Source organism: Dellaglioa sp. CoH-57-MRSF-16, assembly GCF_056782055.1.
In genome coordinates this window covers 1-15242 of sequence record NZ_JBXAXZ010000008.1, presented here as the reverse complement: position 1 = coordinate 15242, position 15242 = coordinate 1, and the positions used below count along the sequence as shown (strand labels likewise).

The window sequence follows — 15242 nt, the reverse complement described above, 5'->3', positions numbered from 1 at the left end:
CACGGTTTGAACCGTCCTTTCGAGTATAATCAAATTAAAATCGTAACTGTAGTTTACAGTCTATATTAAATTTGTGTCAATTGATGCTAAGCTTTGTTAATGCATTTTTAACTTATTAAATTTACATGAAAAATAATGGTACATACTAAAATATCATGTTTTTATTTGTTAATATAGGAGAAGATGGAAGGTGAGGTTGAAAGAATGTTATTTTTATCAAAATTATATGAATACGTTTTACATCATTACTCACAAGGTATTAACCACTTTCCATTAATCCATCTTATTTTTTTAAGTGTTGATAAAACAATTTTTTACTTAATCGTGTATCTTGTTATTCGAGTAAGTATAGGGTTGTATCAAAAGAAAAAAATAAACTTCAGAACAGAATTTGTAAGGCTATTATTAGTTGCGTACCTCGTTTTATTAGTTGAATTGACGGTATTTAGATATGTCTATTTCCCATGGGATATCCGATTGAATTCAACCTATAATTTTCATTCTATCAATTGGACACCGTTAATTGAAACAATTAAACTGACAAATGGACAATCTTTGTTCGATTTCGTGTATAATCTATATGGTAACATTCTTTGGTTTGTTCCGTTAGGAATTATTTTACCCAGTCTAAAGCAATTTAAAAAGTATTCTCTAGTAAAAACAATGTTGGTTGGTATTTGTTTATCAATCGCTATTGAATGTGGACAGTTTGTACTAGGATCCGGAGTTAGTGATATAGATGATATCATTTTTAATTCATTGGGTACATTGATAGGCTGTGGGCTATATCTTATCTTAAATCAAATATTAAATAAAAAAGACGTTAAAAAATAGAAGGAGTGCTAGTCATTGAGAAAAGTAGAAATTATTTCACATGCAGCAAAAAAGTTTAAAAATGGATACCCATTAATTGATAAGGAAGATTTACAAACAACTCGTGATTTTAAAGAAGGAGAATGGGTTGCATTAACGCTACATAATCAATTTGTCGCTTATGGTTATTTTGCAGAACAAAATCGTGGGGATGGCTGGATTTTTTCACGAAATGAAGAATCACGTATTGATGAAGATTTTTTCTCAAAATTATTTAATAACGCTCGAATGAACCGTAAATCATTATTTACTAATAAGGAGACGAATGCCTTTCGTTTCTTTAACGGTGAAGGTGAAGGTATCGGTGGATTAACAATTGATTATTACGACGATTATTATGTATTTACTTGGTATAGCTTAGGTCTTTACCAACACAAAGATATGATTTATAGTGCATTTTCTGATGCAGTTACAAGTTATAAAGGTATTTATGCTAATCTTCGTTACGATACAAAGGGTGAACCATCAACATTCAAAGTTCGTGGAAAAGATGCACCTACGCCACTTATTGTTCAAGAAAATGGCCTTCAATTTGCTGCATATCTTAATGAAACAACGACAGGACTTTTCTTAGAACAACGTGAAATGCGTAAAGCAATTATGAATAAATATGCTGAAGGAAAACTTGTGTTTAACGGATTTAGTAATACAGGTGCAACATCAGTTGCTGCATCAGTAGGTGGCGCACTTAAAACAGTTAGTGTAGATGTGAATAATAAAAATATTGATCGTACAAAAGAACAATTTGTACTTAATAATATTGATCCTGAAAAACAAGAAATTCGTGGAATGGATGTTTTCGGCTATTTAGATTATGCAAAGAAACACCATATTAACTATGATTTAGTTATTTTGGATCCACCAAGTTTTGTACGTTCAAAGAAAAGAACATTCTCAGTTCAAAAAGATTATGTTCAACTTGCTGAAGATGCTATTGATATTACACAAAAAGATGGTGTTATCATGTTCTCAACTAATTCGGCAGGATTGACGCTCAAAAAATTAAAAGAACAAATCACAGAAGCTTTTGCTAATAAGAATCGTTCATTTACATTACTTGAAACATTCCGTTTATCAAGTGACTTTGTAACAAACAAGGAATATCGTCAAGGTAATTATTTAAAAACGTTAGTTATTAAAGTTGATTAATTAAAAAACAATCCTATTTATTATTAAATAGGATTGTTTTTTTTCGTAAAATATAAAAAATTCATAAAAACAAAATGCTTGTAATTAAACGTTTATGAGTGTTTTTGATGGATTTCGAATGTAACCCGTTTCAAATGTTGCTAAAGCTATCATCAAATTTTTGTTTTAAGGGTTGTAAATACGGTTACTTTACTGCTAAAATAGTTAAATCGCGAAAAAAGAATAAAAGAGAGAGAGTAGAGGATTTAATTAATTATGATTATCTTAATGGCAGTAATCCCTGCAATTGCATGGGGTAGTATTGGACTTATAAGTGGAAAACTTGGCGGAACTGCCAACCAACAAACAGTTGGTATGACATGGGGTGCCTTGATTTTTGGAATTGCCATTTATGGTATTTATCAACCAGAAATGGACACAAAAGTCTGGATTATTGGTATCGTTTCTGGTTTATTTTGGAGTTTAGGTCAAAATCAACAATTCCATGCTATGAAAGCAATCGGAATCTCAAAAACAGTTCCTGTTTCAACAGGCTTACAGTTAGCTGGTAATGCGTTGGCAGGTGTCATACTGTTTAATGAATGGAAGACAACTCAAATGGTTGTGATTGGTACTATAGCGATGATCGTTATTATTGCTGGTGCTGCTTTGACATCATTGAGAGATAAAAAAAATTCAGTTCTATCTGATTCAGAAAAAAATGAGAATACTGCTGCTGGTGTACGTGCTATTATTTTGTCAACAATTGGTTACGTAGGTTATACAATTGTTGTTCATTATGCAACAGTGGGCATGACTGCTGATGAATCACGTGCATTTACAATGGCAACAATCTTGCCACAAGCTGTTGGTATGGTTATAGGTGCTGGATTTGTTGCGCTTATTGCAAATGAAGTTATTATGCACTCATCAACTTTTAAAAATGTATTAACGGGACTTATTTGGGGCGCTGGTAACATCTTTATGTTCTTATCAATTCCTAAATTAGGTCAAGCTGTTAGTTTTTCATTTTCTCAAATGGGAGTGGTTATTTCAACATTCGGTAGTATCTACTTATTAGGAGAAAAGAAGACTAAGCATGAGATGATTTATGTCACACTTGGATCAATATTTGTTATTTTAGGTGTTATTATGTTAGGAATTATGAAAACTTTATAAAATGGTGAAGGAGTGTTAATCGATGGATTTAAGGAAAAAAGAATTTGCGACAACTCATCATGTTAGTAAATTAAAAAGAACCCTTAAAACCGGTGATCTCATTCTTTTAGGGTTAGGCGCAACAGTTGGTACAGGTATTTTCGTTGTTACGGGGAATGCTGCCAGTCAAGAGGCTGGTCCTGCCCTTATTTTGTCGTTTATTATTGCCGCAATTGCAGTTATAATGAACGGCTTTTCTTATGCAGAATTTTCATCAAGAATACCAGTTTCTGGTGGTTCGTATAATTATGTTTATGTTATTTTTGGTGAGTTTATAGCCTGGTTCGTTAGTTGGTTTACCATTTGTGAATATATTCTAGCGGGGGCTTCTGTTGCCTCAGGTTGGTCTGCGTATATGCAGGGGTTCTTGATAGGGCTTAATATCCACCTGCCTGTTGCGCTGAGTGCATCGTATAATGCAGCAAGAGGGTCATATATCGATATTATTGCTGTTATAATTACGTTAGTCGTTACATGGTTAACAACATTTGAAGCAAAAAAGGCACTACGTTTAAGCAAAATAATGGTATTTGTAAAATTTGCGATTATTCTTTTATTTATAGTAGTGGGTGTTTTTTACATTAAACCTGGTAACTGGCAACCCTTTATGCCATTTGGTACAAGTGGGGTAATGAGTGGGGCCGCATTAGTATTTTTTGCCTTTTTAGGGTTTGAATCTATTGCGATGGCATCAGACGAAGTAATTGATCCGCAAAAGACAATTCCAAAAGGAATTATTGGTGCGATAAGTATTTCTGCTATTTTTTATATTATTGTTACGTTAGTATTAACCGGAATTGTCCCGTATACACAATTAAATGTTAGTGATCCAGTTGCATTTGCGATGCGATTTGTAAATCAGAGTATTATTGGAAATATAATCTCGGTAGGTGCAATAATAACGCTTCTAAGCGTCTTAATTGCATTAGCCTATGGTTTATCGAGAATGATTTATTCGGAGGCGAGAGACGGATTATTGCCCCAATACTTAGCAAAAATTAGCGATAAGACGAATGCGCCCAAAGCAGCATCATGGACAGTCGGTATTTTTATTGCGATTGCAAGTGGGTTAGTGTCTATTGAAAGTTTAGCCAAATTGACTAATATTGTAACGTTAACCGTACTTGTTATTTTGGCTTTGGCATTAATAAGTTTAAGGAAACAATTTGGTGAACCTAGTAAAGGCCAATTTAGAGTTCCATTTGTACCATTGTTACCAATCTTGTCTATAATTATTTCAGTCTATTTGATGATTCAGTTACCGATTAATATCTGGGTTGCCTTTCTAATTTGGATTATTATAGGATTAGTTGCTTATTACGGTTACGGATATTCTCATAGTAAACAAAAAAAATAACGGAATTTGTAATTAAAGTTCTGTTTGACTGTTATATTTTCTACTAAGTATTGTATAATGTAAGTTGTTAAATAAAGAATATGAGGGAGATAATTAAAATGGCACATATTTCATTCGATAGTTCTAACTTATCAAAATTCGTCCAAGACAATGAACTTGGCGAAATGCAAGCACTTGTTACTGCAGCAGATAGTGAATTACGCAACGGTACAGGGGCAGGTAGTGATTTCCGTGGATTTTTAGATTTACCTAAAGACTACGATAAAGAAGAATTCGCTCGTATTAAAACAGCAGCTAAAAAAATTCAATCTAATTCAGAAGTTTTAGTCGTTATCGGTATTGGTGGTTCATATTTAGGTGCTCGCGCAGCTATTGAATTCTTAAACCATACATTCTATAACTTATTACCAGCTGAAAAAAGAAATGCACCTCAAATCTTATTTGCTGGAAATTCAATTAGTCCTTCATACGTACATGATTTAGTAGATTTAATTGGTGATCGTGATTTCTCAGTTAATATTATTTCTAAATCAGGTACAACAACAGAACCTTCAATTGCTTTCCGTGTTTTCAAAGAAAAATTAATCGCAAAATATGGTAAAGAAGAAGCTAACTCACGTATCTACGCTACAACTGATCGTAAAGTTGGTGCCTTAAAAGTTGAAGCTGATTCTGAAGGCTATGAAGCATTTGTTATTCCTGATGACGTTGGTGGCCGTTTCTCAGTTCTTACTGCTGTTGGTTTATTACCAATTGCTGCTTCAGGTGCTGATATTGATGCCTTGATGCAAGGTGCTGAAGACGCACGTGTTGAATATTCAGATGCTGATTTAACAAAAAATGAAGCATATCAATACGCAGCTTTACGTAATATTTTATACCGTAAAGGTTACACAACTGAAATTCTAGAAAACTACGAACCAAGTTTACAATATTTCTCAGAATGGTGGAAACAATTGATGGGCGAATCTGAAGGTAAAGATCAAAAGGGTATTTACCCATCTTCAGCTAATTTCTCAACTGATTTACATTCATTAGGCCAATATATTCAAGAAGGCCGTCGTAACTTGATGGAAACTGTAATTAATGTGGGAACTCCCGTTAATGATACTGCTATTCCTGAAGAAGAGGGCGATCTTGATGGCTTAGGCTACTTAGAAGGTAAGACAATGGACTTTGTTAATACAAAGGCTTTCCAAGGTGTTGTTTTAGCTCATACTGATGGTAATGTTCCTAACATGATTTTGAACATTCCTACACAAGACGCTTACACATTAGGATATACAATTTACTTCTTTGAAGCAGCTGTAGCTGTATCTGGTTACTTGAATGGAATTAACCCATTTAACCAACCAGGTGTTGAAGCATACAAAAAGAACATGTTTGCCTTACTTGGTAAACCTGGCTTCGAAGACCTTTCAAAAGAATTAAATGCACGTCTTTAAGATAAAAAAGTTATAAAATAAAAATCGTCTGAACTTTTAAAAGTTCAGACGATTTTTATTTGGAATAAATTAGTTCTTTTTGATCATTTTGTAATTTTCGTCATAATATTTACCATTACGAATATCATCTGGCATACCAACATAAGGTTCTTCATTGATAACATCTTCGTTATTTTGACCGGCATCACCGATGTAAGTGATTGTAGCAAATTCTGGGACAACCATTTTAGGATATGTTTCGTATTTTTCACGAGATTCTTCCATCAAATCGATATGGTCATTTTGGTAAGTAACTGTAATTTCAGGATGTTCTTGAACCCATTTAGGGAAGAAGATTGTTCCGTTAATTTTCATTTCGTTAGGTAAGAAATCTAGAGCGACATCAGTACCTGTAGGTTCTGTCCAAGCAATTTTATAAATACCTTCAGTAAGCATAACGATGTGAGCTTCTTGATCAGTTACCCAACGTCCAGCAACCATACCACCATGGATACGGTAGTCAACAGTATGATCATTTTTAGCGTACCATTCATATTCCCAACCGTTATCGTAAGTATATACAAAATGTGTACCTAAGAAATCATCTAATGTTTTAAACTTTTTTTCTGTATTTGTCATAATTTTTGTTCTCCTTTAAAGTGTTTATTTATACATGTAAAAGTTTACATGTTTTTGTTTACTTGATTATAGTATACTGATAAGTATTAAAAGTCAAGTTAAGGGGAAAAATGGCAAAAAAAAATAAATTACAATATATTATTTTAGGATTATTGAATCAAGAACCATTATCGGGGTACGATATAACTAAAGCATTTACGACTGATATTGGAGAATTTTGGCAAGCAGGACATAGTCAAATTTATCCTGCTCTTAAAATAATGGAAAAAGATGGATACATTACGCATGAAATTGAAATAGCAGGTACTAAGTTAGAAAAGAAAATATATTCTATTACATCACAAGGTAAAAAAGTTTTAATGGATTGGTTAGTATCAGATAGTGGGGAATTAAAACCGATTAAAGACGAATTTATTTTGAAACTTTATTTTATTAAAAATAAAGATGACGTTCAATTACAGCAAAGATTAATTGAGCAATTACAGTTACATCAAGTAAAATTAGATCATCTTGAAGGAAGAATGAAATTAATTTTTTTCTCAGAAGAAGAAATCAACAAACAATATGGTCATTATTTGATTTTAGATCATGCAATTGAACGAGAAAAATACTGTGTTAAGTGGTTTAAAAAGTATCTTAATTAAATAATAGACGCTTATAAAACGTCTATTATTTTTTTATTGAAGGTCTTTTTTTCTAATCTTAATCTTTTTGACTTATAAATTATGCTAGAATATGGTTATTAAACAAAAAATAAAAGGGCGGTTTCTATTTTGAAAAGAATGACGAAATATGTATTATTTTTATCTAGTGTGATAGTAGGTATTGGTATCGGAGCATATCAGGCCTCGGCTAATACTTCGAAGCCTGAAGGTGTGATGGGGTCAAATGTACCTGAATCATTAGTTAAATCAGCATCTTTATTGAGTAAATCGGCTACAAATCGCGATAATTCAATTCCTGATTTATCAGAATTTCAAGGATCATTTACAGATGCACAAGCTAAAGTATTAAAGAAAAATTTTAAATTTATTATTTTACGTGTTCAATATGGGTCAAATCGTAAAGATTTAGTGATTGATCATAATATTGCGATGATGAAGAAATATAATATTCCATATGGTGTTTATTCATTTAGCCAATATGAAAATGTTGCTGATGCTAGAGTAGAAGCGAAAGACTTATATAACCGTGCCAAGGATGCTAAGTTCTTTGTCAATGATTATGAAGATCAAACGGTTACGAATGCTAGCAAAGCAAATACTAACGCCACAACAAAAGCCTGGGCTGATGAGATGGCTAAATATGTAGGTAATCGTAAAATTATACTTTACTCTTATGCTAGTTTTATGAAAACATATGCCAGTACGGCTGTTAACGCATATGATGGTTTTTGGTTAGCTGCATACCAAAGTAATGAGCCAATGGAAACAAGTCATTCGTTATGGCAATATACAAGTAACTTTACAAATCATGGTTTATCAGGGGTTGGAAACATTGATGCAAGTATCATGTCTGGTAAAAATGCTGATTGGTTTTTAAGTGCATCAACAGATAACAAACCAACAGAAAGTACACCACCCACGAACGCAGCTGGGAAAGCACAAAGTTATAATGAATTAGTTTCAATTAAAAAATCTGGATATAATGTTTGGGGTAATTTTAGTTGGAATAAAGTTAAAAATACGACAACTGGAAAAATTGGAAAAGTTTATAGCGCAAAATATTACTATAATCACAGTAATGGTAACAAATATTACTCATTGTACGATAGTAAAGGCAAATGGGCTGGATATGTAAATAGTAACGCAATGGAGGTTGCTTCAGCTAAAGAATTTAAAGCAACCGCTAAAATTACTAAACGTGATTATACTATCTGGAGTAATTTTTTCTATACGTCAGCAAAAGGAACAACAGCTAATTATTATGGTCAAAACTTAAATGTCAGATACAGATATACATTGGGTAATGGTAACGTCTATTATTCACTTTATAATAATGCAGGTACATGGTTAGGTTATATGAATAGTAATGCTTCAAATTTAGTTTATTCATCATATGATAAGATTGTTTCTGTTAAAAATAGCTATACTATCTGGGGTAATTTTAATTGGACAAGTAAAAAAGGATCTACAGTTACTAACTCCGGACAGACATACAATGCTAAATATGCGTATAAGATTAATGGTAATACGTATTACTCACTATATAATGGTAATAATGTTTGGAAAGGCTATGTTAACAGTAATGCTACGAATACCTTAGTAGCTAAATCATTAAAGGCAAAGGTCAAAATTAGCGATAAAGGTTATAATGTCTGGGGTAATTTCTTGTGGTCATCTAAAAAAAGTACTTCTAGTAATTACTATGGTCAAACATATAACGTTAGATACAGATATACTACAGGAAACGGAAATATTTACTACTCACTTTATAACGATGCCGGTAAATGGATGGGTTATGTGAATAATAAAGCAACTAGCCATATTTATACTAAATACAATAAAATTGTCTCTGTTAAAAGAAGCTATGATATCTGGGGTAATTTTAATTGGACGGTAAAAAAAGGGTCAACTATAGCTAACTCAGGTACGAAATATACAGTAAAATATGCTTATTCAATTAATGGCAATAAATATTACTCGATATACAATGCAAATGGTAAGTGGCAAGGATATGTAAACAGCAACGCATTTTAAATGAAAATAGTTCTAAGTTAATTGTTGTTGATGAATTATGATATTGAAAGACAGTGTGACTTAAAAATGCCTCATAATCGTTAGACCTACGTCTAATAATTATGAGGCATTTTTTATATTGATAAATTTAAAGTTGATTTTGAACGTAACCTAAAGTGCATAGTAGGAACCGGATGATAAATAATTATTTAATTTAAAAATACAGTCATACAACAGCAGCTGATGAGAGGGTATACGGTTATTATTGCAAAAAAAAAACCTACCCGAAGGTAAGTTTCAAAGGCTTATAATTAAGCTTTAACAACGTTAGTTGCTTGTGGTCCACGATCAGAATCTTCAACATCGAAAGTAACTGCTTGGCCTTCGTCAAGTGATTTAAAACCGTCACCTTGGATAGCTGAGAAATGAACGAAAACGTCGTCGCCAGATTCGCGAGTAATAAAACCAAAACCTTTATCTGCATTAAACCATTTTACTGTACCTTGTTCCATAATATGAAACCTCCATGTGCTGTAAGCACTAATATATTTTGCATTTGTTGATTGAACTATTAAAAAGAAGTGTGTTCATAAATGAAACAAATCACCTTTAAATAACCGAACCATAAATACATAAGTTTAATATAACATCTAATGACGATTAATGCAAATGTTATTTGCTCGATTTAGTGTGTTTTTTAAGATAATGCAGTAATTCTGTTTCATTACGAAATTCATGTGGGCTAACTTGATTATGAAGTCGAATCGTAATTTTATTAATTTTGATTCGACCAGTCCAAGTATACGTGTATTCAACGATAAATCTATTATTGAGATCATCCTCATCTAAGCCAAAATTAAGTACGTAAATACGATCTGGAACCATTAATGGATTGAGATGTTCTTTATCGTAATAAATTTTGTTTGCTCTTAAGAATTTTTTTGTCTTACTTAACATAGTGTATAAACCTCCAAACTATTATTATAGTGTATTCAAAATGAAGGAGACAGAATTGAATCGGGGATTTAAGTTGCTGTCACTTTATTAATTTAAGTACCATCATTAAAATATCTCATTTAGTATATCATAAATAGAACATAAAATGAGAAAATACTATATAAATCATTCGGAAAAATTGACAATAAACAAAAACATGTTAAGGTTATAGTAGCTCAATATTAATATTCTTAGTATAAATTATTCAGTTTGATGATTTCTATTCATTTATTCACGCTGGCGCAACCAAGGAGTTGCAAGGATGTAAAGTAGGTAGGGTTACATCGTTTAGAAGTAGAATTAGTAACTTATTTTAAAATTAATTAACTCAAAATTAAATATAAATATTCAGTGAGAAGGCTACCAGCAGAATTTGTTGGTAGCCTTCGTCAATTAAAAATATATATAGCATTAAAAATTAATAGCGGGTATGAATGTTAGAAACTTTAAAATATAACCCTTTATTACTTTATTGAAGTATTTAGAGTGTACATACAAAGGAGGTAGGTATTGTTTACCTGCTTTTTTTAGTGTTTAATATGTGAGTGTATAAAAATAAAGGGGTGTTGGATAATGAAAAGGGTAGTCGTATTATGTGCTTCAACAATGGTTGCATTATTATTAGTTGCATGTGGGAACAGCAATAGTGCAAGTAAGGAATCGTCATCATCTGAGGTAAAATCATCTAGTTTGCAGAAATCAAAAAGTGAATCAAATAAGAAAGAGTCTATAAAAAAAGCAAAAGTATCTTCTGAAAGTAAAGCATCATCAGAATCAGCTGCCAAAGAATCAAGTATGGTAGCTGAAAGGTCATCTAAGGCAGCTAATCTTGTGAGAAATGAATTAAAAAAAGGATTTAGTTTTGCTCCAATCAAATATAATGGTGAGGACATCAGTAAAGCTATGGAAGATGGTACTGCTCCACGGCACTCCCTTTTTGATTTAATTACTCTAGGTTACGCAAAAAGTGATACAGTGGTTCGTACACAGCTGGGAAAAGATAGAGCCTATAATTATACGTATAAGATAACCGATAAGTTTATTATAATGAGGGGTGAATCTGGTTCACATCGCATACCTTACACAATAAAGGGATCACATATAACATATGGAGAATGGATAGAAAAACAATCTAATGGAACAAAGCTTACTTATGAGTTTGCATTAGAAACGACTGCCAAAGATGCAATAGACGCACAGCAAACTCAAAATAAAATATAATGGTTAATTGAAACATCCATACTGTGGATGTTTTTTTGTACGCCAAAATAGAAAATGTCGTACGGGTTATTGCGGCATTTGGGGCTGAACAAACTTAGTATAAAATATCTTTGAATGGTTAAAAATCTAACAAAACCTGCGACTATTAGTATGAAAATATAGATTATGTTGTACAGAGTTTTATAAAAGTGCATAAGGTGAATACGAATATTGATTACCTATCATTTTTAGTGTTTAATTTAAAGGTAAATAAATTTTAGGGGAGTTTCAAAATGAAAAAGGTATTGGTAACGTGTGGGATAGCAATGATGTTATTATCATTAACTGCGTGTGGGAGCAGCAATTCAAAAAAGGATGAATCATCTTCTATTGATTCTAGTAAATCACAAGCAAGTTCAAAGAAAATAGCTAGTTCAATGAGTAGAGAAGTTTCATCGTTAAAAAAAGAAAAAAGTAAATTACAGGAAACGAAAAAACAGGCAAGTAGGAATGTAGGAACTCTGACAGTTCAGCAGATGAAAGACCATCCTAAACAGTCAGCTGTAGCAATCGCTTATTATGGTGCAAATCGTTTTTGGAATGGTTTAACGGATAAAATAGCAGATGGGTTCAATGTTTCAATTAAAACACCTAATTCAAGTACAGTTAAGTATTATATTCAAAAAGGTGATAATCCATATTATAGATTACTGGGGGATGTACATAATACTGTAGCTTATTATGACAATGCAGATAATGAACTACAAAAAGTTGGTATGTCGACAATAGCTACTTATGTAAATCAAAAGTTAACTGATGGTAGTCGAAATACTCTAGTGAATAACGTTATCATCAATGCTAGTGATGATACACAACAATCCAGTGATGGGCTATCAATATCAATTGATGAAGCGATTAAACTGATTATCAAACATGAAAATTCAAATGATAATTACGGCAATTTTAACTTGATAATAACAGATAGAAGTAAAAGTACTATAACTAAAATTAATAATAATGATGATATTCCTGCAGCGTTGGGAGGATACGTACCCTATGGAAATGGTGGTTGGGAAATAGAGTTGGTGTACACGGGTGCAAGTCTTCGAGAAAAATATTACCTAGTGCCTGATCATAACAAAACAACCGTTTCACTTAAAACTATCTCACGCTATTCGACTAGACCAGACATAGATACAGAAAACTTTACGCTAAACCGTTAAATAAATATAATACTTTATAGTGATATTCCATAATGGTTCATTAATGCATTCACAAACGTGAGTGCTTTTTTTGTAAAAAATGAAATATGGAACTGGGAATCTTCAGATAAATACCGGGCCTTAGAATATTAGCTAAAATTTAGAAAAGCAAAATTAATGAATTTCTTAGCATAGTAGCTAAAAAGTATATACACTAATAGTGTTGACGAAAGTGCAAACATTTAAAAAGCTAAAGAAATAAACTATACTATCTAAAATGATCCATCATGAATGATACGGTTGGAAGTACAAACGGTAGCCAGATTCAAAGTGTGAAAAAGTTTAGTGTGAGTTAAATCATCATTTAGTGATTTTTGAGTAACTAGTGATCATTAAAATAAACCTTTTAAGTTACGTAGAGTTTCATAGTATTTCATAGAGTTGGGACAGGTATTGTTTACCTGTTTTTTATTGTTTAATATAGAGGTAAATAAGATATTTGGAGGTAATGCAGTGAGTAAAATATGGGGGTTTATAAAAAAATATAAATGGTTCATTTTACTAGTAATATTGATAGTGACTGTTATCATCCCTTGGGTCATCAATATTTTTATTGGCATTGTTCCAGGAGTAGGTTCGAGTGATGGGTGGCTTGGATTTTGGGGAGGTTATATAGGTTCTTTCATAGGTATTGGTGGTGCAGCTATGTTTGCATATATAAATACAAAGTTTCAGTTAAAAGAGCAAAGAAAAAATGAGTTAAGTAATGCCCTTGCTGTAGAAGATATTAAGAACATATCTAGATTAATTTCTATTAATAATAGATTTACCGCCAATATTATTTTAATGAAAAAAGATATTTTCTCTAAGGGTACATTAGAAACAATAGATGATATTCGTAATTTGGGTACAAAAATTAATAAAGAAAAATTGAATGAAATTACTAATTTGAAGAATGAATATGTAATTTATTTTGAAACATACGTTAGCTATGTACCCGAATTATCAAAAAAATGTGATACCTATCAAGATAATATTGCTACACTTTGGAGTGATTTAATGAAAACATACGATGAACTTACTATGGCAGTAAAATGGTTATTGAAAAATAAAGAAGAAAATATAGAATTGATAGATCAAGAAACTAATAAAATTAATAAAATTTTTACAGCAGTTGCAACAAATATAGACTCTATATCTTTTCCGTTAAATGCAGTGAATAAAATTTTAAAAGGCGAAGCGGCGAGGATAAGGTGTAATAAATAATACCTTATCTATAATTGATGTTTAGGTATTCTTAAAGTAAGTAATAGGGTTAGTGTTAGAACCTGCCAAAACTTGCCATAAAATACTTTATAAAGCTCATCAAAACTCTAGTAAGCTCGTCAAAATGATACTTCATTTATACCTAATATGTTAGCAAATATTAGTATATGGGTGCAGCTATTCATCCCTGGGACTTATTAGATATGTAGGCAAAAATAAGTATTCGGACATTTCGGACCCCCTAAAGGGATGCAATTAAAAAGGTTATCAAGACATTCAAGACACCCTAAAGGAAGTAGATTTAATTAGATGTGATGAAATGACTACGGTTTGTTGAGGGAAAATAAAAAGCACCTACTTAAGAAAGTAGATGCATCAGTACATACATGCCCGTACAGTTTATTTTTTTGACTACGGTTTTGACTACGGTTTGTTGAATCTAGATGAAACCTTATGAAACTCTATGAAAACACTTGATTGGGTAAGTAGGGATCGAACCTACAGATTGCGGATTCAGAGTCCGGCGCCTTACCAGTTTGGCTATTACCCAAGAATAATTAACTTCCTAATTTTAGCGATATAACGGTCTTTTGTCAAATAGAAAATAGTAATATTTTGTTGAAACAATAAGAAATAGTAAAGATGATTAATTATTGATAAAGAAAAGTGATGATTACTTTTCTAATTGATACATAACGTTATAATGAAGGACATAAAGATTGTGTTATGTAGAGAAAGTACAAATGAATAAATTAAGCTAAAGTTTTGCACATTTTATTAAGTTATTATTCTATAGATGGGTTTGAGGCGAACGTATTGGAAATAAAACTAAGACGTGAATTAAAAAAGTTATACATTAGATTATTGATTGCGTGTGTCACAACGTTATTGATAGGTACCACGAAAGTTCTCCTACAATATAAATGGTTATCTTTTGTTATGTGGGCTGCTGCATTGTACTGTCTCGGTTTGTATCTGTATTGTTGTTTTATTCAATTTTTAATTTGGCATAAAAATCATTGACATCAAATCTATATGGGTTATACTTAAAAGAGTATTTTTGCCCAATGGTCAAATTGGTTAAGACGTCGCCCTCTCAAGGCGGAATTACGGGTTCGAGCCCCGTTTGGGCGATAAAAGATGTAATTAATTAGAATATTTAAAAAAGTGATTAAGTAGGGGAATGAAGTGAACCCCCTGAGTTGGAGAAATCTAACTCAGGGGGTTTTACTATGTTCACAGTTGAAATAAAGAAAAAAGT

At 32.0% G+C, this 15242-nt stretch carries 13 protein-coding genes and 2 tRNA genes; 11 read left to right on the top strand and 4 right to left on the bottom strand.

What is annotated here, in order from left to right; genetic code table 11:
- The first annotated feature begins 204 nt into the window (after positions 1–204).
- From AC1RPH_RS07145 to AC1RPH_RS07125, 5 genes are all read left to right on the top strand, one after another.
- Positions 205–834, top strand: a complete 630-nt coding sequence (locus AC1RPH_RS07145) for a VanZ family protein (RefSeq protein WP_481761925.1) — start codon at positions 205–207, stop codon at positions 832–834.
- A gap of 15 nt (positions 835–849) precedes the next feature.
- Positions 850–2022: a class I SAM-dependent rRNA methyltransferase gene (locus AC1RPH_RS07140; protein ID WP_481761924.1), complete on the top strand. Its 1173-nt coding sequence runs from the start codon at positions 850–852 to the stop codon at positions 2020–2022.
- 255 nt (positions 2023–2277) lie between these two features.
- Entirely contained in the window at positions 2278–3180 is a 903-nt protein-coding gene (locus tag AC1RPH_RS07135; RefSeq protein ID WP_409022282.1) for a GRP family sugar transporter, read from the top strand.
- A 22-nt stretch (positions 3181–3202) separates the two neighbouring features.
- Positions 3203–4576, top strand: coding sequence for an amino acid permease (locus AC1RPH_RS07130; protein ID WP_481761923.1), 1374 nt, complete (start codon positions 3203–3205; stop codon positions 4574–4576).
- 98 nt (positions 4577–4674) lie between these two features.
- Positions 4675–6021 (top strand): glucose-6-phosphate isomerase, encoded by a 1347-nt coding sequence (locus tag AC1RPH_RS07125; protein WP_481761922.1) that lies wholly within the window; start codon positions 4675–4677, stop codon positions 6019–6021.
- A 69-nt stretch (positions 6022–6090) separates the two neighbouring features.
- Here AC1RPH_RS07125 and AC1RPH_RS07120 read toward each other — a convergent pair whose 3' ends face one another.
- Positions 6091–6639 (bottom strand): phenolic acid decarboxylase, encoded by a 549-nt coding sequence (locus AC1RPH_RS07120; RefSeq protein WP_481761921.1) that lies wholly within the window; start codon positions 6637–6639, stop codon positions 6091–6093.
- A gap of 110 nt (positions 6640–6749) precedes the next feature.
- Here AC1RPH_RS07120 and AC1RPH_RS07115 point away from each other — a divergent pair, with 110 nt between their 5' ends.
- Complete coding sequence (locus AC1RPH_RS07115) at positions 6750–7283, top strand: PadR family transcriptional regulator (protein WP_409022286.1); 534 nt, start codon at positions 6750–6752, stop codon at positions 7281–7283.
- A 138-nt stretch (positions 7284–7421) separates the two neighbouring features.
- Positions 7422–9338, top strand: coding sequence for a GH25 family lysozyme (locus AC1RPH_RS07110; RefSeq protein ID WP_481761920.1), 1917 nt, complete (start codon positions 7422–7424; stop codon positions 9336–9338).
- A gap of 290 nt (positions 9339–9628) precedes the next feature.
- Here AC1RPH_RS07110 and AC1RPH_RS07105 read toward each other — a convergent pair whose 3' ends face one another.
- The gene (locus AC1RPH_RS07105) at positions 9629–9829 is read right to left on the bottom strand and encodes a cold-shock protein (protein WP_057973786.1); all 201 of its coding nucleotides are present in this window, start codon (positions 9827–9829) and stop codon (positions 9629–9631) included.
- 160 nt (positions 9830–9989) lie between these two features.
- Positions 9990–10274, bottom strand: coding sequence for a hypothetical protein (locus AC1RPH_RS07100; protein WP_481761919.1), 285 nt, complete (start codon positions 10272–10274; stop codon positions 9990–9992).
- Positions 10275–10886: 612 nt separating this feature from the next.
- On the opposite strand from AC1RPH_RS07100, the gene AC1RPH_RS07095 reads away from it, so the two are divergent.
- The 3 genes from AC1RPH_RS07095 to AC1RPH_RS07085 all read left to right on the top strand — a co-directional run bounded on the left by AC1RPH_RS07095 (position 10887) and on the right by AC1RPH_RS07085 (position 13981).
- A complete protein-coding gene (locus tag AC1RPH_RS07095; protein ID WP_481761918.1) occupies positions 10887–11534 on the top strand; it encodes a hypothetical protein in 648 nt (215 codons plus the stop codon).
- A 272-nt stretch (positions 11535–11806) separates the two neighbouring features.
- Positions 11807–12736 carry a hypothetical protein gene (locus AC1RPH_RS07090; RefSeq protein WP_481761917.1) on the top strand — a complete coding sequence of 310 codons (930 nt, stop codon included), beginning with the start codon at positions 11807–11809 and terminating at the stop codon, positions 12734–12736.
- Positions 12737–13228: 492 nt separating this feature from the next.
- Positions 13229–13981 carry a hypothetical protein gene (locus AC1RPH_RS07085; protein ID WP_481761916.1) on the top strand — a complete coding sequence of 251 codons (753 nt, stop codon included), beginning with the start codon at positions 13229–13231 and terminating at the stop codon, positions 13979–13981.
- 477 nt (positions 13982–14458) lie between these two features.
- Here the strand turns inward: AC1RPH_RS07085 and AC1RPH_RS07080 are convergent.
- A tRNA-Gln gene (locus AC1RPH_RS07080) sits at positions 14459–14531 on the bottom strand.
- Positions 14532–15042: 511 nt separating this feature from the next.
- On the opposite strand from AC1RPH_RS07080, the gene AC1RPH_RS07075 reads away from it, so the two are divergent.
- Positions 15043–15115, top strand: a tRNA-Glu gene (locus tag AC1RPH_RS07075).
- Positions 15116–15242: the final 127 nt, after the last annotated feature.